General features: G+C 34.3%; 15 protein-coding genes, 1 tRNA gene and 4 pseudogenes. 6 read left to right on the top strand and 14 right to left on the bottom strand.

Annotated elements, in window-relative coordinates; translation table 11 throughout:
* A pseudogene (locus BBB02_RS03905) lies at positions 1-460 on the bottom strand (hypothetical protein); the annotation flags it as partial.
* A gap of 217 nt (positions 461-677) precedes the next feature.
* Here BBB02_RS03905 and BBB02_RS03895 point away from each other — a divergent pair.
* The 3 genes from BBB02_RS03895 to BBB02_RS03885 all read left to right on the top strand — a co-directional run bounded on the left by BBB02_RS03895 (position 678) and on the right by BBB02_RS03885 (position 4,620).
* Entirely contained in the window at positions 678-1,643 is a 966-nt protein-coding gene (locus tag BBB02_RS03895; protein WP_127463686.1) for an IS110 family RNA-guided transposase, read from the top strand.
* 220 nt (positions 1,644-1,863) lie between these two features.
* Positions 1,864-3,675: a coiled-coil domain-containing protein gene (locus tag BBB02_RS03890; protein WP_127464042.1), complete on the top strand. Its 1,812-nt coding sequence runs from the start codon at positions 1,864-1,866 to the stop codon at positions 3,673-3,675.
* Between the two features lie 33 nt (positions 3,676-3,708).
* Positions 3,709-4,620 carry an RluA family pseudouridine synthase gene (locus BBB02_RS03885; protein ID WP_127464041.1) on the top strand — a complete coding sequence of 304 codons (912 nt, stop codon included), beginning with the start codon at positions 3,709-3,711 and terminating at the stop codon, positions 4,618-4,620.
* Positions 4,621-4,644: 24 nt separating this feature from the next.
* Here the strand turns inward: BBB02_RS03885 and BBB02_RS03880 are convergent, their stop codons facing one another.
* From BBB02_RS03880 to BBB02_RS03865, 5 genes and pseudogenes are all read right to left on the bottom strand, one after another.
* Positions 4,645-4,974: a diacylglycerol kinase gene (locus BBB02_RS03880; protein WP_127464040.1), complete on the bottom strand. Its 330-nt coding sequence runs from the start codon at positions 4,972-4,974 to the stop codon at positions 4,645-4,647.
* Positions 4,975-5,253: 279 nt separating this feature from the next.
* The gene (locus tag BBB02_RS06780) at positions 5,254-6,081 is read right to left on the bottom strand and encodes an ATP-binding protein (RefSeq protein WP_410543504.1); all 828 of its coding nucleotides are present in this window, start codon (positions 6,079-6,081) and stop codon (positions 5,254-5,256) included.
* A gap of 39 nt (positions 6,082-6,120) precedes the next feature.
* Positions 6,121-8,625 (bottom strand): annotated as a pseudogene (gene carB / locus BBB02_RS06775) (carbamoyl-phosphate synthase large subunit); the annotation flags it as partial.
* Positions 8,626-8,734: 109 nt separating this feature from the next.
* Positions 8,735-9,484 carry an SDR family oxidoreductase gene (locus tag BBB02_RS03870; RefSeq protein ID WP_245970065.1) on the bottom strand — a complete coding sequence of 250 codons (750 nt, stop codon included), beginning with the start codon at positions 9,482-9,484 and terminating at the stop codon, positions 8,735-8,737.
* Positions 9,485-9,494: 10 nt separating this feature from the next.
* On the bottom strand, positions 9,495-10,310 hold the full coding sequence (locus tag BBB02_RS03865) for a YihY/virulence factor BrkB family protein (RefSeq protein ID WP_127464038.1): 816 nt from the start codon (positions 10,308-10,310) through the stop codon (positions 9,495-9,497).
* A gap of 324 nt (positions 10,311-10,634) precedes the next feature.
* Here BBB02_RS03865 and BBB02_RS03860 point away from each other — a divergent pair, with 324 nt between their 5' ends.
* Positions 10,635-10,988 (top strand): TrbC/VirB2 family protein, encoded by a 354-nt coding sequence (locus BBB02_RS03860; RefSeq protein ID WP_127464037.1) that lies wholly within the window; start codon positions 10,635-10,637, stop codon positions 10,986-10,988.
* A gap of 6 nt (positions 10,989-10,994) precedes the next feature.
* Here the strand turns inward: BBB02_RS03860 and BBB02_RS06140 are convergent, their stop codons facing one another.
* Together BBB02_RS06140 and purF are read right to left on the bottom strand one after the other, a co-directional pair.
* Entirely contained in the window at positions 10,995-11,135 is a 141-nt protein-coding gene (locus BBB02_RS06140) for a hypothetical protein (protein ID WP_164741540.1), read from the bottom strand.
* A gap of 456 nt (positions 11,136-11,591) precedes the next feature.
* Positions 11,592-12,977, bottom strand: a complete 1,386-nt coding sequence (purF, locus tag BBB02_RS03850; protein ID WP_127464036.1) for an amidophosphoribosyltransferase — start codon at positions 12,975-12,977, stop codon at positions 11,592-11,594.
* A gap of 475 nt (positions 12,978-13,452) precedes the next feature.
* Here purF and BBB02_RS03845 point away from each other — a divergent pair, with 475 nt between their 5' ends.
* A complete protein-coding gene (locus BBB02_RS03845; RefSeq protein WP_245970064.1) occupies positions 13,453-14,316 on the top strand; it encodes a hypothetical protein in 864 nt (287 codons plus the stop codon).
* 275 nt (positions 14,317-14,591) lie between these two features.
* Here the strand turns inward: BBB02_RS03845 and BBB02_RS03840 are convergent, their stop codons facing one another.
* The 6 genes and pseudogenes from BBB02_RS03840 to mnmE form a co-directional block, all read right to left on the bottom strand.
* Positions 14,592-15,119, bottom strand: coding sequence for a demethoxyubiquinone hydroxylase family protein (locus tag BBB02_RS03840; RefSeq protein ID WP_063630917.1), 528 nt, complete (start codon positions 15,117-15,119; stop codon positions 14,592-14,594).
* A 446-nt stretch (positions 15,120-15,565) separates the two neighbouring features.
* Positions 15,566-15,709: pseudogene (locus tag BBB02_RS06435) on the bottom strand (uracil-DNA glycosylase); the annotation flags it as partial.
* Between the two features lies 1 nt (position 15,710).
* Positions 15,711-15,980 (bottom strand): annotated as a pseudogene (locus BBB02_RS03830) (phage terminase large subunit); the annotation flags it as partial.
* 644 nt (positions 15,981-16,624) lie between these two features.
* A complete protein-coding gene (locus tag BBB02_RS03825; protein ID WP_127464035.1) occupies positions 16,625-17,632 on the bottom strand; it encodes an NAD(P)/FAD-dependent oxidoreductase in 1,008 nt (335 codons plus the stop codon).
* A gap of 168 nt (positions 17,633-17,800) precedes the next feature.
* Positions 17,801-17,888: transfer RNA gene (locus tag BBB02_RS03820), tRNA-Ser, on the bottom strand.
* Between the two features lie 47 nt (positions 17,889-17,935).
* The gene (mnmE, locus tag BBB02_RS03815) at positions 17,936-19,264 is read right to left on the bottom strand and encodes a tRNA uridine-5-carboxymethylaminomethyl(34) synthesis GTPase MnmE (protein WP_127464034.1); all 1,329 of its coding nucleotides are present in this window, start codon (positions 19,262-19,264) and stop codon (positions 17,936-17,938) included.
* Between the two features lie 206 nt (positions 19,265-19,470).
* On the opposite strand from mnmE, the gene nuoI reads away from it, so the two are divergent.
* On the top strand, positions 19,471-19,953 hold the full coding sequence (gene nuoI / locus BBB02_RS03810; protein ID WP_127464033.1) for an NADH-quinone oxidoreductase subunit NuoI: 483 nt from the start codon (positions 19,471-19,473) through the stop codon (positions 19,951-19,953).
* The last annotated feature ends 5 nt before the right edge of the window (positions 19,954-19,958 follow it).

The raw sequence follows: 19,958 nt of genomic DNA, 5'->3' as shown, positions 1-19,958 counted from the left end.
TTTCATTTGCATCCGATCCTGTAGTAGATATTGTACCATCGTTGTTTACTTTGATTTGAGTACCTAAGCTATGCTCTATTTGTATTTTTATCTCAGGTTTAAATCCTAATTTTGTACAGAATTTCTGAAAATATTCTTTAATAATGTCAAACAAGCTCTTGCCATTATCTTTATAATTTTTTAACTCTTCAGGAATAGTGAGTGATAATTTACCTTCTTTATATATTATATCATCTTTGTCATTTTGAGATTCGAGTATGAATTCTAATGAGCTGGATAGGTCACATATTTTCTCTTCCGGATTGTCAATCGTGGTTATAGGCATTGCCATATCAGACGTCACTTTTATGCAGTTGTGGTCGGTGCAGTAAATGTTTAGCGCTTTTTTAGGACTGTGTGGAGTTAAATTACAACTACTGAGTGCGGCATGAGATTCATTAAATATACCAGCCCCATACCCTTATATGTTAAAAACAAGTCTTTATAAATGTCACGAAATAGCAGTATAAAGACACGCAGAGAGGAGGAACCGTCCATACTCTTGGTCATAAGGACCGTCTTGCAGCAAGGTTCTCCTCTCTGGTGTATTATACTGAAAGTTCCGAACAACTGGTTGAGTTTTTAGGCTCGTATATAAGGGTGGAAAATGCAGTATACACATTATTTATGGAGGAATTATGAATTTATCAAATATTATTACTGGAATTGATATTAGCAAAAATAAACTAGACATCCACATTCATCCACTTGGACATCATAAAGTATTTGAAAATAACGTTCAAGCTATTGATCAAATAATCGACTTTTTGCGTTTACATAACGTAACCAAAGTTGGACTTGAAGCAACTGGTGGGTACGAAAAATTATGTGCTTATACTTTATTAAGCCATGGTTTTGAAGTATATGTCATTCAACCAAGATGGGTGAGAGATTATGCAAAAAGCCTTGGTATTGCTACTAAAACTGATAAAATAGACTGTAGCATCATCTCACGTTATGTTAGTAATACAGACATGCGTGTCACTCCTTTAAAAGTTAGTAGTATTGACTGTTTGAAGCAAAAATTATCTCGCAGGAATCAACTAGTAGAAATAGCAAAAATACAAAAAACCCAAGCTCATCAAGTAACCGATTTATCTATAATCAAACAAATGGAAGAGCTACTTGCAGTTTTACAAAATCAAATTCAAGTCTTAGAAGATGAGGTAATGGAATTAGTCGATAAAAATCAAGAGCTTAAAAAAAAGTATATGTCAATAACTAGTATACCTGGTGTAGGTGCAATAACAGCTATTACTTTTATTTGTTATCTACCCGAGCTTGGAACTCTCCAACATGAAGAAATATCCAGCCTTTCCGGAGTTGCACCTTTTAATCGAGATAGTGGTTTTAGTAAGGGAAAAAGGTGTATTCAGGGTGGTAGATCACAAATTAGAAAGGTTTTACATATGTGCATTCTTAGTGCGCAAAGGTACAATTCTTATATAAAAATCTTCTTTGATAGGCTATACAATCAATATAAAAAACCATATAAAGTTGCTTCTACTGCTACAATGAGAAAATTACTTATCCTTGCTAACTCTTTAGTAAGAGACGGTAGACTGTTTACTGAGGAGTATAGCCCTAAAACTGTTTCTATATAGTAATAGCATAGCTGTGAATAAGTACGCCCACACAAATTTTAAGTACTTATTCACAGCTACATCAATTTTTCTATTGACTTTTAACACAACTGCTGCTTGGCTAGCAAATAGTGGCATAAAGGTTAGCAAAGTCCGTTCTAATCGTCCTTGGCATAAGCCAAAAACTTGTTTTTAAAGTATCATTTATATATAGTTACTTAATTAGGATGCAAGGAAATTTATGCCTTTAGATACAACAAATCCTTTCAATGTTAAAGTAGATCATAATTTTGCCAAAATAGATGATGCTATTGGTTTTTTTCCTAGGTTATGGCGTGCAACAAAGAAATATTCTGTAAGTAACACTCTACCCATAGCGATTGTAAATATTTGGCTTCAATTTTCTTTGGCTTATGTAGCTGCAATAATAATAACCCATAATGATCTAAGGTTTATTACAGATATTTTTAACCCAACATTCATGCCAATTTACACTTTGGTTTCTACTATTCTTTTAACAACTTTTGTAGCCTCTTCTGCTATGAGATATATGCATAAGCAGGAGATAAAAGAAGGAGAAAAGTTGATAGAGGAATTAATAAATGATAAAATTAGAGGTGGCAAAGACAACGAGATAAGTGAAATCGCTGAAAATGCTCTGAAAATAGAGATAAAACCAAATTTAAGTCTTATAGATTCCAAAAAAGCAAACTTTTCAATAGTTTTGCCAATTTCTGAAAATCAGAAAAAAATATTAGATAATCAAATACAAGAGAATAAAAATAAGGCCATTTTTCTTACCATACCATATGTAATTAGTGCTGTAATTATAGTTGGTGCGTTAATACAAAATAGATTGAGCTTTGCCAATATTCAGGCTTTGGAATGGGTTCCAGTTGTACTGGCTAGTATCATTGCTATCGTTGGAATATGTATAACATTCAGCAAGCTAAAAACCAATGAGATAAACAATAATCATAATATTATTAAAAAATTTAATAATTTAGATATTCTCTTTCCATGCAGAAGAGGTGGTTTTGTATCGGTAATGGAAAAAAAGACAAAAGATGAGGAAGAAAATGATCCAATATCTCAATTAATAAAATTACTAGATAAGCACTTGACTAATTTTACAGATAAAATTGTTGACTCACTCGATAAGCGCTTAGATGAAGCTAAAGATCTACTTGATAGCAAACTTCTAAAACCTGCAAATGATGAAATTCAAGAAACACTTGTTCATCTACAAGGAATTAGAGGAGACATCAAAAAAGATTTAGATAAGTTGCGTAAGGAAATGATGGTCATTTTAAGCGAAGCTAAAGAGCTGGCAAAAAGAACAAATTCACTAAAAATTGAAAGCATTTTTTCTAGTTTAGAGAATACTATTAAAATCGCTGAAGATAAGGTTGAGCGATTTGAACCAAGCAGATTAGTTGGCTTTTTTCAATCTGGAGAAAAAACAGTTAGCGATGATCGTGAGTTCATAGATACATTGGAAAAACAAAAAGAAGAAGCGGAAAAGATAAAGAACGAATTAGAAGAAGAACTAAAAAAAGTAAAAGATGAGCTAGCAGAATTAAAGAATAAACAGACTCAATCAAATGAACCTAATAGCAGTGAAGGCAGTATTACTGCTACTTCTCTTGAAAAACAACGGGATGAAGAGAGAAAAGCAATAGAGAAAAATAGACTATTAAAATCAAAAAAAAGGACAAAAGAACTGGAGAAAGAAAATGCAAAATTGGAAAAAGAATTATCTGAACAAGAAAAAACAGATAAGTGGAGAGAAAAAATTAACGGCAAAGCAAGTGAGTTTTTCTTCTATTTATTAGAATCTATTAAGTTGGAAGAAAAAGATGATAAGGGAAAAAAAGTAAGTGAGGTAGCATTAAGAAATTTTGATAATAAGGTAATAATCCACTGGAAAGATGGTTCCCAAACGACTTTTGATATCCAGAAACAAGATGGGCTTCAAGCTCAACCTAACACAAAAATTGATTTTGTGGATCCAGATGTTCGCAAAGCATTTAAAGAAGCTTATTCAAGGTAGCTACTATAGATATAGTCTTAGATATTGTTAGTAATGAAAAGGCTAGATACCTACATAGCTAAAAAGTGCAACATATCACGCAGTAAAGCGCAAAGATTGATACAAAATGAGCGGGTAACATTATTTGGCACACCGATAATTAATAATGACCACATAGTAAAACTAGGTGAAGAGTATATAGTACATCTCGTTCAACCTGACATATCCATATCAATTGAACCTAACTATAATATAAAGCTTGATATCATTTACGAAGATGAGGACATTATAGTTCTGAGTAAGCAAAGTGGATTAACAGTGCACCCAGGTGCTGGAACAAACAATGATACACTCCTGAATGCAGTGATCGCTCACCTTGGCAAAATTCCATATATAAATACAAGATCAGGAATTGTTCACAGGCTTGATAAAGATACTAGTGGACTCATGGTAATTGCAAAAAATGAACAATCCCACAGCTTCTTGTCTGAGCTGCTATCAAATCGTAAAATAAAACGGGAATACTTAGCAGTAATTTGGGGAGCATTATCTAATCTGCAAGGAACAGTAAAAACCCATATTGCTCCAAAACGCAGTAATAAAGAAATGATGTGTGTCACAAAAACAGCAGGTAAATTAGCAATCACTCATTATTCAGTGAAGAAAATTATAGGCCAAGCAAGCCTGGTTAAATGTACTTTAGAGACAGGCAGAACACACCAAATTCGAGTACATATGAGCCACATAGGACATTCTGTAGTTGGTGATCAAGTTTACGGAAAAAATAGTAGTAAAAGTGCAAAACATGCTAAAAACTCTGACTTTATCCGTAATTTCAATAGACAGGCACTACATGCTCACACGCTAGGCTTATATCATCCAAAAAGTAAAGAATATATGGAATTTGTTTCTGATTTACCACAAGACATGCAAGTCTTAATCGGTGAATTTGAAAATATATCTTAACAACATTCATATCAATATTATCATCTATGTTATCAAGAAGTTAATTAATGAGAGAAAAACTGCTGCACTACCTAGATCTTTCACTTTTTTTGAAAGTATATGTTGTTCACTGGAAATACGCTCAATTATTGTTTCAAAAGCAGTGTTAATAATTTCTACAATTAACACCAAAAATAGGCTACTTATCATTACTGCACGTTCTAAATTACTTACATCTAAAACAAACAAAGTTGAAACACATATTATAAAAAGCAGTAACTCATGTCTGAACGCAACTTCTGATACAAAAGCTGATTTTATTCCTTCACAGGAGTATTGAATTGCTTTTATTAGACGAGTAATGCTTTTCTTCATTATCAATTTTGGAAACTCAATGAATTACACTTATTGCACTCAGGTAAAAAATGCATGAAAACACCTTTCAGTCGTGATCACTTACAAAGATTTTTAAGTTAAAGTCTAGCATATTGTTTGAATCAAGAAAATTAGTACAAAGCCTTTCAACAAACGCTCAAGGCAGTTATATATTGATACTGACACAAAATCCTTTAATTAAATTTCTCTCGCCTTAGCTTACACGATCCTCATTTTGAAATAAGTAATAATTTATTATAGTCTTGATATTTAAACATTTTATATCTGCTGTAATGATTTCACTTCCAATTTGCTATTCTTTACATATTGAATTGCAAGCGCTAACGCTTTACTCCCAGAAGCTGTGGTGCTATAAGCTATATTTTGCAGAATAGCAGTTCTGCGAATATCTTTGCTGTCTGAGACTGACTTTACACCTTTTGAGGTATTGATCACTAGATTTATTTTTCCATCTTTGAGCATATCAACTATGTGGGGTCTGCCTTCTCTCACTTTATTTACAGCTTTTGCAGCAATGCCGTTATTGTTCAGATACGAAGCTGTGCCTTTGGTGGCATATATTTCAAAACTCAGTTCTTTCAACATTCGTGCAACAGGCAATATACACTCTTTATCATCATCTTTTACTGAAACCAGAGCTGCTCCTTCTGTTGGTAACTTGTATCCTGCAGCCATGTGCACTTTTGCAAGTGCAGCTTCGAAAGATAAGTCAATTCCCATCACTTCTCCTGTTGATTTCATTTCAGGACCAAGTAAAGTATCAACTCCTGCAAAGCGGGTAAATGGAAAAACAGCAGCTTTAACTGCAAAATGATTGAAAGGCTTGTTTTCCTGATTCAATTTTTTACCCAAAATAACCTGAGTGGCAAGCTTTGCAATAGGAATATTGATTACCTTGGAAATAAAAGGAACTGTGCGACTAGCCCTTAGATTCACTTCAAGTATGTATACATCACTCTCTTGAACAGCAAACTGAATGTTTATCAGACCTTTCACTTTTAATGCTAATGCTATTCTTTCAGTTTGGAGCTCGATCTCTTTTATTACTTCGTCACTCAATGTATTTGTCGGTATCCTTAAATTCACTTCAAGTATGTATACATCACTCTCTTGAACAGCAAACTGAATGTTTATCAGACCTTTCACTTTTAATGCTAGAGCTATTCTTTCAGTTTGGAGCTCGATCTCTTTTATTACTTCGTCACTCAATGTATTTGTCGGTATTGAGCATGTTGAATCGCCAGAGTGGATACCAGCTTCTTCAATGTGCTCCATGACCGCTGCAATGAAAACTTTTTTCCCATCACATACAGCATCAACGTCAACCTCAACTGCATTCACTAAAAATTTATCAAGAAGCAGCGATCCGTGTTCAAAAATTTTGGTTTGATTCAAGACATACTCTTTAAAGCTCTGAGTATCGTGTCTAATCGACATAGACTGACCGCCGAGGACATATGATGGCCTGACTACTAGTGGAAACCCCACCTTTTCTGCGTTGGTTAACGCTTCTTCTACTGAATGGCAGATAGAATTTTCAGGTTGTTTTAAATTAAGTTGCAAAGCAAGATTTTTAAATCTCATGCGATCTTCTGCAAGTTCAATAGAATCAAACGAAGTTCCCATAATTTTGAAACCTCTCTCGTTAAGCACTTTGGCTAACTTTAAAGGCGTTTGCCCGCCGATTTGAACTATTACACCAACCAGTGTGCCATTTTCTTGCTCTTTGCTTAGTATTTCAAGCACATCCTCTGCAATCAGTGGGGCGAAATATAAACGATCAGCGGTATCGTAGTCAGTTGAGACGGTTTCTGGATTACAGTTAATCATTATTGTTTCATATCCCATTTCTTTGGCGGCAGAAGCTGCATGTACGCATGCATAATCAAACTCAATACCCTGACCAATGCGGTTTGGACCACTTCCTAAAATGACAACTTTTTTTCGATCCGAAATATTCGCCTCACATTCCGTTTTATTTTCAACATCACCCTCATAGCAGCCATACATATAAGCAGTGCTCGATTCAAATTCAGCTGCACAGGTGTCTACACGTTTATAAACTTGTTTAGTACCAAACCTTTTCCTTATTGCTTCAATTTGCTCTACTTTCTTATTGCTTAACTTTGCCAACCTTGCATCTGAAAATCCCATTTTTTTCAGCTCTAACATTTCATATGCAGTTCCAGGAAGGCCATTTTCCTTGATTTTTTGTTCAGCTAATATAATTAGCTGTATATTCTGCAAAAACCACAAGTCATATCCTGTAATCGAATTTATTTCTTCTATGCTAATTCCGTGGCGCATTGCGTCAGCAGCAATCAGTAATCTGTTTGGCAGCAATTTTGCTAATTGAGATCTGATGTGATCAATATCAGTATTTTCAGGAAATACTTCATCAAGTCCTGTAAGATCAGTTTCAAGTGAACGAAAAGCTTTCTGCAGTGACTCATTAAAAGTGCGGCCGATCGACATTACTTCTCCCACTGATTTCATGGAGGTTGATAGTTCACAATTCGTCCCCTTAAATTTCTCAAACTCAAATCGAGGAATTTTAGTAACGATATAATCAATCACTGGTTCGAATGCTGCTGGTATTATTGGAGCGCAGTCGTTACGTATTTCATCGAGCGAATAGCCAATAGCCAGTTTAGTTACAACTTTTGCAATAGGATAGCCTGTTGCTTTTGAGGCAAGTGCAGAAGAGCGAGAAACCCTTGGATTCATTTCAATTACAACGAGGCTTCCATCTTCTTTAGGATTCACTGCAAACTGAACATTTGCACCTCCTGCACTAACATCAATTTCTCTCAGCACTGCTATAGATGCATTTCTCATCTGTTGGTATTCTACGTCACGCAGAGTCAAAGCAGGAGCAACAGTTATGCTATCCCCAGTGTGCACTCCAATCGGATCAACATTTTCTATCGAACAGACTATTATGCAGTTATCTTTACAATCGCGGATAACTTCCATTTCATATTCTTTCCAGCCGATAATTGATTCATCTATCTGAACTTCATTTATTGGCGAAATTTTGAGAGCACTTTCTGCAATATTAAAAAACTCCTCTTTATTATATTATGCTATGCCGCTACCTGCACCACCAAGGGTGAATGATGAGCGGATGATTGCTGGTAATCCAACGTAGTCCAAAGCCTTTTTTATTTGTTCTTGATTTTTTATAATGATACTTTTGGGGTATTTCAGTCCTATTCTATCCATGGATTTACGGAATAACTCTCTATCCTCTGCTTTTTTTATTGCTTCTCTATTTACCCCTATTAATTCTACGTTGTATTTGTCTAACACTCCATCATCTGCAAGTTTTATTGCACAATTGAGCGCTGTTTGCCCGCCCATTGTTGGCAATATTGCGTCTGGCCTCTCCTTAATTATAATTTTCTCTATGATTTCAGGCAGTACCGGCTCAATATAAGTTGCATCAGAGAATTCAGGATCTGTCATTATAGTTGCAGGGTTGGAGTTAACCAAAATGACTTTATAACCTTCACTTTTTAATACTTTACAGCTTTGCGTTCCGGAATAATCAAACTCGCATGCCTGACCTATAACTATTGGGCCTGCTCCTATTACTAATATAGATTCTATATCTGTGCGTTTTGGCATAATTACAATAACAGTTTCTATTCAAAGTAATGTTACCAGTCTTTCCTGTATATGTGAATTTTTATTGAGTTCAGACTAAGAACTATAGGTAATTAAAAAGTGTACAAACTTATTCAAGAGATTTACTTAATGGCAAGATTTGTCCTGATATACTGCAGTCATCAGAAGCCAACTCTACGAATTTATTTGTTAACTTCTCAGGCGATACTAATTCAGATATATCTTTCCCTGAAAATGCTTGCTTATACATTTCACTATCGATAGGCCCTTCCGAATACACGGCATTTATGCATAAGTTCGTATGCTTTGTCTCAGATGCATATATCTTCACCATTGCTTCTAGTGCAGCCTTACTTGCAGCATATGGTACCCAATATGGATAAGAGGAAGGAGAAAGTGTTATCTCTGAGGTCATGAATATCGCTCTTCCAGCATTAGACTTTTTTAGTATTGGACCCAAATTTTTTAGCAAGTACCAACTGGCAGTAAAATTTGTATTCATTACGTTCTGTAGATCTTCAAGCTCACAATCATGAACAGAGCTCAACTTACCTAAAATTTCAGTGCATGTAATCAGTATATCAAGTGTTCCAGATTCTGATAATTTTGGGCTTTCTATCATATTTGCCAATTTTTCTACGTTTTCAAAGTCTAAAAGATCAAGCTGAATTAGTTTCACAGAGCCTTCTTTAAATTCTTCAAGCTCTTCAATTTCATTATATAGTGGCTTGAGATTATCAAGAGATCTGGAAATCAGAATTACACATGCACCTTCTTTTACAAATCTTTTTGCAACAGAAGAGCCTATTCCACCTGAAGCTCCGGTAATTAAAGCTATTTTACCTTCTAACTTACCCATTTCTTTCTCTTTAGCAAGATTTATTGAAATATTTTAGCTGAAAATTAAATTTTGCTCCATATATAAAAATCAAACTTAGCACATAAAAAAATAGTAACGATACTACCACACCACCTAAGCTTCCATATATCAAATTCAGTTGGTCAAAGGAAGCTTTTAAGTATTGCTTGAAAGCTGAAGCAGAGATCGTCCAAAGAATAACAGCCACACAAGATCCGGGAAATACGTCTGATAAGCTTTGTTTTATGTTTGGCAATGTAAAATATAGCCAAGATACTATAGTAAAAAGCACAAACTCGATAAGTAAATATCTAGTATAACTTAGCCCTTGGTAAGAAAAATCAATTAACATTGGCACTAATGTAAAAAATACTATAGTCAGAGTTGTAACAAGCGTAATTACTAAAAATTGTAATATACTGAGCACCCTTCTCCATATATAAGGCGATGAAACTGGAACTTTATAGGCCTTATTGAGTATCGTTCTAAATCCTTCAATTGTTGATGAGGCAGTCCAAACAGCACCTACAACTGCTAAAGTTAACAAACTTTGTGGCGGGCCTGATATTATCTCCCTAATACGTGGCATCAAAGATGATAAAATATCCTGTGGCATGTTATCAATAATAAATGCCCAGCCGACATTGTATTGATCTAAGAAATTTGCGAACGTTGATGCCATGGCTATTAAAACAATAAGAAAAGGAAATATTGATAACAGGATTAAAAATGATAGATACCCTGCATGCTCCACTCCATCATTATAAATTGTGTCAATTAAAGCACGATAAAGGCAATAAACGATACTATAAAATTGCTGTAGCACTTGTAATATAAATAAACTAAGAAAAGTATTCTAAATGAAATAAAGCATACTTTTAAGCAAAAAATCCTCACCGTTTACTTAAATTTAATCAAAATGATAGATAATCCAGCGTTAAATACGGAGGCATAATGAAAAACTTTCTTCTACTTGTAGCTTTAATTCTTTCCTTTGCGTTTGATTAAAATTGCTGTAGCACTTGTAATATAAATAAACTAAGAAAAGTATTCTAAATGAAATAAAGCATACTTTTAAGCAAAAAATCCTCACCGTTTACTTAAATTTAATCAAAATGATAGATAATCCAGCGTTAAATACGGAGGCATAATGAAAAATTTTCTTCTACTTGTAGCTTTAATTCTCTCTTTTGCATTTGATAATACTTTTGCTGCTGCTGTTACTGATGATGCAACAACCAATACAATATGCAAAATAGTAGGCTATACTCACGGTATAGGCGGGCCTATGATTACAATAGTGATAATAGGTGCAGCGTTGCTTGCAATATTTGGCAGAATGCCATGGCCAGCGCTTTTTGCACTCGGTGCATTTACTGCTGTGTTTTTTGGTGCACCTGTAGTTGTTTCAAAAATAGTACCAGGTGGTGTGATTTGTAAAGATGGTGCAACTGCTTGCCCTGATGGTAAAACATGGAATACAACAACAAATAAATGCGCATAATAAGCATTAAAGCTTCAAAACATTAGCAAATGGTGCTTCTTTAAGGAGCACCATCATTGCACGAACTTGTGATTTAAGCCACCATGAAGGTGTTATTCGAGTAGCTCCTTCGATGTTATCCAAGTGCCCTCTTTCTTTGTTATTCAAGTAGCTGACACTGATTCCTTTATGATGGTGTCAACTACTTACATAACACCTCTCTAAAATTACTTTAGCTACAAATATTAAAAAATTTACCAAGCAGAAAAAAGGCAAAAGAATCCCCGTGTGAAGAGTTTTAATAATTTAAATTGGCGTTGTAATAATGTCCTAACAAGCGCGTTTTGGCTGAATGTAGAAAAAATAAAAAAGACATGCAGCCGCTATAATTTTTGTGTAATTTGCCAATAAATATGTGAGTTTTTTTACTGAACTTTGTGATTGAGCCTGCAGGTTAAAAACAAGGATAAATACTCTTGGTGCCATAGTAAAGGAAATGACGAAATTTGTAAAGTAGCTTTTACTCAAATGACACCCAGGCAAAAACTATATGGTTATGCAAAAAATCTATTTTTAAAATTGTTAATATAACATAGAAAAAACCTCACCTTCATTAATAATAGATTACTTACCAATTGGGTAGTCACCAGTGAAGCAAGCATCACAATATTGCGGTGTAGCGTTGTTACGTTTTTCTTCTTTAACAGCCCTGTATAGTCCATCAACACTCAAGAAGGTTAGGCTATTTACTCCTATAATTTCCTTAATTTCCTCTACAGATTTATTTGCAGCAATTAAATCTTTGCACTCTGGCGTATCTATTCCATAAAAACAAGAATGCTTAATTGGTGGGCTTGAAATTTTGAGGTGAATCTCTTTTACTTCCGCATCCTTTAGCATAACTATTATATTTCTGAGCGTACTACCACGCACTATACTATCATCTATTAAAATTATGTTTTTGCCTTTCAAAGTGTGCTTATTAGCATTGAATTTTAATTTTATTCTAACTTTACGTACTTCAGCGGTGGGTTGTATAAAAGTTCTTCCTATGTAATGATTACGAATTATCCCCAGTTCCATAGGTAATCCTGAATGCTTTGCATATCCAATAGCTGCAGGTATTCCAGAATCAGGTATTGGTACAACCATATTTACATTGTCTTTTGGTGGGCTCTCTTCTGCAAGTATTCTTCCTATTTCTTTTCTTATATCATATATGGACCTATTCTCCATTATGCTGTCTGGTCTTGAGAAGTAAACGTATTCAAAAATACAAAAACTTGATTTTTGCTTTTGGAAAGGAAACATTGAGGCTAGCTTACTATCCGAATTGATGGTAACTAATTCGCCTGGTTCTATTTCTCTAATAAACTCTGCATTTATTATATCAAGAGCACAAGTTTCAGATGCAAGAACGTAAGAACCGTTTAACTTTCCTAAAACAAGAGGCCTGATTCCAGACGGATCACGTACTCCAATAACTACTTCTTGATTGATTGCCACAAAAGAATAAGCACCTTGTATTTGCTTTAATGCATATATAAAACTCTCTAAAAAGCTATCTTTTTCACTGCTTGCTGTCAGATGCACTACTACTTCTGTATCAATATCTGACTGAAAAACGCACTCTTGTTTAATTAATTGTTCGCGTATCGGGGAAATATTAATTAAATTACCATTATGTGCTATGGCAAAATCCCCAAATTTGCCACTTTTGCCAAACATGGGCTGCACTCCAAATTTACTACCACTTGTTGAGTATCGAACATGACCTATTGCACAATCTCCAGGTAAGGATTTCTTTATTTCATCTATATCATCAAATACACTGCTCACTTGACCTTGAAAGTGATAAGAGTGCAGCTTATCGTTGTTACTGGTTACTACGCCAAAAGACTCTTGACCTCTATGCTGCAAAGCGTGGAGAGCAAGTATAGAGTTAAAAGCAGCACTTTGGTTATAACTTATGCCAAATACCCCACACTCCTCATGTACTTCATCAAGCATGAAAAATATTAAATAAAGCCTGATTGTACTTTAGTAGAGGCAAAGTACAAGAATTTTATTTGTTAATCTCTTTCAAAGTTGAAGTTTTCTACGGTAGTTTTGATGTATACCAGAAAGTAGGTTATATGCAATTAACCAATTTTGAGATTTTTGACAATTTTTTAGCACTGAAGAGAAAAAGATATTTTTATTGATTTATCTATGTATTGAAGTAATCACTAAAAAGTTTTAGTGATTATGGTATATAATATGTCTAAGCAAGTAGGTAAACAAGGTGAAAGTAATCTTATTTTAGAGCCTGAACAGTTCTCTAACAGCTTCTTCAATAGTCAACTAGAGTAGTTCATCAAATCCAAAATTACCGACTATAAGTCGTAAAGATAGGCATATCGATTTAACCAAGAAAAGGTACGCAAAAAACAAAAACGTTACAGAATATCTAAGGAGTTATGAATTTATTAAAAGAGCAGAGGAATTGTCAATAATTTATCTTTTTGAGCGAGACCCATCTTCTACGAAATTGCAAATACCATTGACTACAGATGAACAAATTCTAGTTAAAAAATTTTGTGATGAGATGATAAAAGGTATAACAGAACACGATGAGCAAGAAAGCGTTTTAAAGTACATGGAACGCATAATAGAGGGTTATTTAAATCAAGGAATAAGATTAAACTCATATTACGGTAAGGATAATAAGACTGTAACAAATTTTATATTTGAAAAAATGGAAGAATTAATTAATCGCTTTCATGCAAATCCACACAATTCAACTACAAAAAATATCATACAAAAGATCACTCGTAATTTAGTGTTAAAAGGTGGGATAGAAAAAGGATTATCTTTTTATAGCGATATTGAAGTCGGGTACTATGACTCTAATTATTTAAATGATCTTAACGAACAATGTAAGAGTAAGAAAAAAATGCTAGAGAGTATAGCATATGAAGGTATTGTGAAAAAAGATAATAAGCAAATTGATGAATATGACCTCGAAGTAGAAGTAGATAATAAATATTTTTATATTAAGTATCCACAAGGTAGTATTGTTGAAACTGCAAGAACTTTAAATAATGAAAAAGCTAAGGATTTAGAAGTTGGCATATTTCAGATTGAGGAAAGTATAGTAAAAGTTGAAATTACAGAAGATGGAAAAAGAAATTACACAGATATCTTAAAAGGTGGTATTGAAATATTTTTTACTACTAAAATAGGAGAGATTAGTATTTATCTACGGAAAGATGGTAACAAAATGGTAGTAGAAATTGATGAGAAAAGCAAAATAAGGTTTAGCAAGTTAGAAAACAAATCAAGCTTTGGAGGGAATTATCTTATATAGGGGAAAAGTGTTTTAGAAGTTATGGGCAAGAGTTTTGAAAATATTCCTGAGGAGTTAACTCAGACTATTAAAAACGTTCTATCTACTAGTCTTATGCAAATATGTTTACAACAACAAGAAAACTCTAATAGGGAATTAAATTAATGTATTTTTAGGATAATAATTAAGAAATTAATTATAAACATTCATACGCATTCGATTGGAGTAGAGGATATGGGGCAGTAATTAGCACAAGAACTAAAGGCAAATGTGATTGGTTGTCAAATAGTGATTGATTAAATCAATTTAGAGAGGTAAATAGCAGCTTTGCAGCTTGCTTTTATGAACAAAGATAAAACGTTGTAGCCAAGTGCGCTTTCGGCATTGTGCTGAATTGCAATATCTCTGTGTTCTAACTCCTCATCACGAAACTTACTTATGGTTTCTCTTAATTCCCCATCTTCTAAATGTAAGACTTGCTCCTTGTAGTGCTCTCCGATCACTTCTTCAACTGCAGCAGTGCAAGCCATAGCGGCTTTTTTACCCATAATAGAAGTTACAACACCAAGTGACACCCCTAAAGCACGCCAAATTGGCAACAAAACAGTAGGACGAACTCTTTGCTCCTTGATTTTCTCATTAAAATAGTGGAAATGTTTTTTTTCCTGCTCCTCCATTTCAATTATTTTATCAATTATGGAAGATTTTTTAAGAATAAATTTTTGACCAGAATAAATACAAATGGCTCCATATTCGCCAGCATGATTTACTCTAATTGCTTGTTCTAAAAAATTTCCTTTCAATTTTTTTATATTGCTTTCCAATGTCTCCTCCCTTTATTTCTGCATTAGTACTACTATAAACCAACATATTATAGAGTAAATAAAATTCCATGCGTGCATTGCACCAACATTGTGATTACAGAAACTCAAGCAGCTATAGCAATGGCAAGAGTTACTTGACAGACTTCGCCATTCTCCTTAAAATAAGGGTGAAGATATATTATTTATCTTCAGTCTGTGCAGATAAAACGACAAAAAGCTCAATATACTTGATATTTAATTTTTTGCACTATGTGTACTCTATGTCTTTATAAAACTTTTACCCACATAAGCTAAAATGCGCTTATCAAAGGATTTAATACAATAAAAAACGCCAATTAAAAAAACAGGTAGTAGCTGATAGATTTTCTTTTGCCTTTTTCTCTGTTTAGTAGATTTTTCAATATTTAATTCAATTAGCCGGTACTAAGATGATAACGAATAGTAATCTAAATATCCGTGTAGTTATTGGTATTATCAAGATATTCCCTAATCTTCTTCAAATCTTCCCAAGCTAAGCGTTTTTGTGTTGGTTGACGAAGTAGATAAGCTGGATGAAATATAGCGGCTGTAGTAATTGAATGAGATAAATATAAGCGAATGCTTTTCGCTAAGCCGCTGAGAATAGCTTGCAACTATTATTCTTGCGGTTGGCTGATTACCAAGTATCCATGCGGGCCATGCAACACTCACGCACATAGACTTCATCGAGCGCGGAGGCATATTGAATATTATTCGCTTCACTTCACCAGTGCTTGCTGCTTCAAGCCTGTCTGCTATAATTTTTATATACTGATAATTGTTATACTCACATCCCGGCATCACCGTTTGAAAGCATAGTTCGATAAATTTTAAAAAGTTCATGTTAGTCTCCTATAGTGTTAGTGGAATTTACTTTATGGTGGTGTCAGCCTCTTTGGTGTCATATCAGCGTCCTTTTTCTTGTCATCCAAGTAGCCCTTTCCTTGTCATTCCAGTGCTTGACACTGGTTCACCTTATGATGGTGTTATTCAAGTAGCCTCTATCCAAGTGCCCCTTTGGTGTCATCCGAGTAGCTGACACTGGTTTCTTACCAATAAAACCTAGCATAACTTTTGTGCTCAAAAGATTTCTGGATTCCAGCATCAAGTGCTGGCCTGAAGCTTTAGTTACAAGTATTAAGAAATTCACCAAATGAAGAAAAAAGGCAAAAGAATCCCTGTGTAACGAGTTTTGACCCTATAATAATGTAAATTGGCATTGTAATAATGTGCTAACGCTTATTTAAAGCGCATTTTGGCTGAATGTAGAAAAAATAAAAAAGACATGCAGCCGCTATAATTTTATGTAATCTGCCAATATATACCTGAGTTTTTTACTGAATTTTGTTGTTAAATCTGCAGAGATTAAAAACAAGGATAAATACTCTTATTGATATGATAAGGGAGTTGGGGAAATTTGTAAAGTAATCTTTTTCGTTTGTATTCCCTTATGCTTGAGATAACTCCATGTAGGTTCATGTTACTCTTTAATTTCCATGAATTCCCTTTGAAGTTGAATATTGAAAATTAACTGGAGAATTGTGAATTACTTTGTATATGTCATAACAAGCCATGGCGCTCTCAGCAAAACCATTTAGTATCAATTTTAGTTTGCCTGGATAAGTAGCTATATCTCCGATTGCATATATTCTATCTCTACTAGTTCTAAGCGTAGCTGAATTAACAACTATGCGGCTATGTTCTAACTCTATACCCCAATTGTTTATTGGACCAAGATTCATTGATAATCCAAAAAATGGCAGCAAAAAATTAGCGGATATTTCTTTTTCTTCCTTAGAGGCAATGTTTTTTACTATCACTGCTCTCAACTGCCCATTACCTCCTGCTAGTTCGTGTAATTGATATGGCACTACCAGTTCTATCTTTCCATCATTTTCAAGTGATTCTAATTTATTTCTAGTTTCAGGAGTGCAGCGAAATTCCTTTCTCCTATGTATCACATAAATTTTCTTTGCAACCTTAGAAAGTTCTACAGTCCAATCAGCCGCAGAAGAATCACCTCCCCCTGCAATGACTATAGTTTTGTCCTGAAAATCAGAAATTTTATTTACGCTATAAAACACAGATTTATTTTCATATTCTAATATACCACTTAAGGGTGGACGATTAGGCTCAAACATTCCGTTACCTGCAGCAATGATAACGGCTTTGCATTTTACCTCTGTACCTATGTTCGTTATGATAGTAAAGTTTTCACCTTCGTTATTTGAAATCTTTTCCACTTTTTGACTTAAATGGTAAACAGGCTCAAACGGTGAAGCTTGCTCCATTAACTGCTCAATTAATTTTTGGGCAGTAATTACAGGATAACCAGGTATATCATATATTGGCTTTTCTGGGTAAAGAGCTGTGCATTGTCCTCCTGCTTGATCCAAAACATCTATTATATGACATCTCATATCAAGCATTCCCGCTTGAAAAGCAGTGAATATTGCAACAGGCCCTGCACCTATTATTACGATATCGGTTTCCATATTCAGATGGTGATCTATTTATAGATATTAGCTTTCTTTGCTAACAAGGTCAATTTACAAAGGGATGTATTTTTAAAAGATGTGGCTAGATTAGATAAGATTTCCAGCGTTATGAACTACATAGTCCAAATAAGCTCTAAAAATCAGCTAGCATAGCGAGATGCTGTGCGGACGGAATGGGATTCGAACCCATGGTACGCTCATCACGTACGTCAGTTTTCAAGACTGGTGCCTTAAACCGCTCGGCCATCCGTCCATTTCTTTTCTATCACAATATTTGATTTTAAGCAATCTATAAAAGCTTTACTTGCCCACGCAAAAGTTGCTAAATATACTGTCCAATATTTCCTCAACATTAATAATTCCAATCACTGCACCAAATTCAAATGCAGCAAGCCTCAAGTCTTCAGACATCAACTCAATTGGATTATCGATATTAAAACGCTGTAAATGTTCCAGTGCTTTCTGCATGTGATTCCTATGTCTTTGCCGAGTAATCACAGGAGTGTCTCTATCATGCCCAAATTTTTCCTTTGCCTTCTCTTTTATGAGAGAGATCAATTTGTTTGTACCTATTCCCTTTAGAATAGAAATGGGTAAAAGATCTATGCCATTAATTTTTATATTGTGATTATTGATAACATCGTCAGCTTTGCTCAATACATAAATAGTATCGCTATTTACAACGTTGCAATTGATATTATGACGCTGTTCAAAAGGAAATAGTTCTATTCTTAAATCAGCTTCAAAAGACCTTTTTTTCGCTCGACTTATACCTTCTGATTCTATTGGATCTGAACTCTCACGAATTCCAGCAGTATCAGAGAGAATGATTGGGTATCCACCAATGTCAATATGAGCTTCAAGTATATCTCTTGTTGTGCCTGCATATTCAGAAACAATAGCAATATCACGCTTGGCTAAGAAATTAAACAGAGTTGATTTACCGACATTTGGTTCACCAGTTATTACAATATGTAAACCCTCACGCAACCTTTCGCCCCGTCTATTATCATTTAAATGCTCTTGTATCAACTGCACGAGAGATTGCACTTCATTATTAATTTTTTCCAATTCACTTTTTTCTGCCCAAATGTCCTCTGGAAAGTCTATATATGCTTCGATTTTGGATTGTATCGTTATTAATCTTTGCCTCCAATTGCTGTATAGTCTCTCCAATTCTCCTGATATCTGCTTAATCGCTTGTTTAGCTTGCATTTTCGTCTCAGCATCAATTAAGTCTGCAATTCCTTCTATTTGCGTTAAGTCAAATTTACCATTTAGAAAAGCCCTAAGTGAGAATTCTCCAGGCCTGGCCATAACGAAAATTTTTGATAATCCCTCCAAGATGATTTTTATGATGGCCTTGCTTCCATGCACTTGTAACTCTATAACATCCTCGCCAGTGAAACTGTTTGGAGCAGAGAAATAGATGATTATTCCATTATCTATCAATTGACTGGAATCATCATATAGATCAACTAAAGTAGCAAATCTTGGTTTAATTTCTTTCTTAATATGAAAATGATTTAAAGCTTTAAGGGCGTAGTTGCCTGAAATTCTGATTACTGCAACTCCTGACTTACCAAATACGGTCGACAAAGCGAAAATAGTTTCATTTGTGTTTGTCATTATTTATATATATATAAACTACTTAGCAATTTAAGAAATCGAAATACCTAAAATAGTTTCATTTGTGTTTGTCATTATTGATATAAACTACTTAGCAATATTACACTTAAGAAACCAAAATACCTAAAAAGTCATCCAGATGAAAATATTTATTTTGAAAACTGATAATATGATTTATAATTACCAACATAGTTTCTAAATATTTTATGTTCAAGAAATTAGCTTGGTATTGGTCTTCTGTAGAGTTAATTAAAGGATTTGTTATTACATTAAAATATATGTTTAAGCCAAAGGTTACTTTGAGGTATCCTATGGAGAAGGGCCCTTTAAGTCCAAGGTTTCGTGGTGAGCATGCGTTGCGTAGGTATCCAAATGGTGAAGAACGATGCATAGCTTGTAAGTTATGCGAAGTTATCTGCCCTGCTCAAGCAATAGTTATTGAAGCAGAGGAAAGAGAAGACGGTAGTCGCCGCACCACACGCTATGATATTGACATGACAAAATGCATATATTGCGGACTTTGCCAAGAAGCATGTCCAGTTGATGCAATTGTGGAGGGTCCTAACTTTGAATTTGCTACTGAAACAAGAGAGGAGCTAATGTACAATAAAGAAAAGCTATTGCGTAATGGTGAAGTTTGGGAAGACGCAATTGCACTCAGGTTAAAAAAGAATAGACCGTACTATTGATGTTA

The organism is Wolbachia endosymbiont of Bemisia tabaci, from assembly GCF_003999585.1.
In the GTDB taxonomy this organism is placed as follows: Bacteria; Pseudomonadota; Alphaproteobacteria; order Rickettsiales; family Anaplasmataceae; genus Wolbachia.
This window is presented reverse-complemented; position numbering and strand designations above follow the sequence as displayed.

What these genes read in the sequence shown, in the direction of transcription:
- BBB02_RS03885 (WP_127464041.1), top strand. Translation starts at nt 3,709, where the DNA reads ATGAAAAGGCTAGATACCTACATAGCTAAAAAGTGCAACATATCACGC.
- purF (WP_127464036.1), bottom strand. Translation starts at nt 12,977, where the DNA reads ATGCTTGATGAAGTACATGAGGAGTGTGGGGTATTTGGCATAAGTTAT.
- BBB02_RS03870 (WP_245970065.1), bottom strand. Translation starts at nt 9,484, where the DNA reads ATGGGTAAGTTAGAAGGTAAAATAGCTTTAATTACCGGAGCTTCAGGT.
- BBB02_RS03860 (WP_127464037.1), top strand. Translation starts at nt 10,635, where the DNA reads ATGAAAAATTTTCTTCTACTTGTAGCTTTAATTCTCTCTTTTGCATTT.
- BBB02_RS03880 (WP_127464040.1), bottom strand. Translation starts at nt 4,974, where the DNA reads ATGAAGAAAAGCATTACTCGTCTAATAAAAGCAATTCAATACTCCTGT.
- BBB02_RS03890 (WP_127464042.1), top strand. Translation starts at nt 1,864, where the DNA reads ATGCCTTTAGATACAACAAATCCTTTCAATGTTAAAGTAGATCATAAT.
- BBB02_RS03825 (WP_127464035.1), bottom strand. Translation starts at nt 17,632, where the DNA reads ATGGAAACCGATATCGTAATAATAGGTGCAGGGCCTGTTGCAATATTC.
- nuoI (WP_127464033.1), top strand. Translation starts at nt 19,471, where the DNA reads ATGTTCAAGAAATTAGCTTGGTATTGGTCTTCTGTAGAGTTAATTAAA.
- BBB02_RS03895 (WP_127463686.1), top strand. Translation starts at nt 678, where the DNA reads ATGAATTTATCAAATATTATTACTGGAATTGATATTAGCAAAAATAAA.
- mnmE (WP_127464034.1), bottom strand. Translation starts at nt 19,264, where the DNA reads ATGACAAACACAAATGAAACTATTTTCGCTTTGTCGACCGTATTTGGT.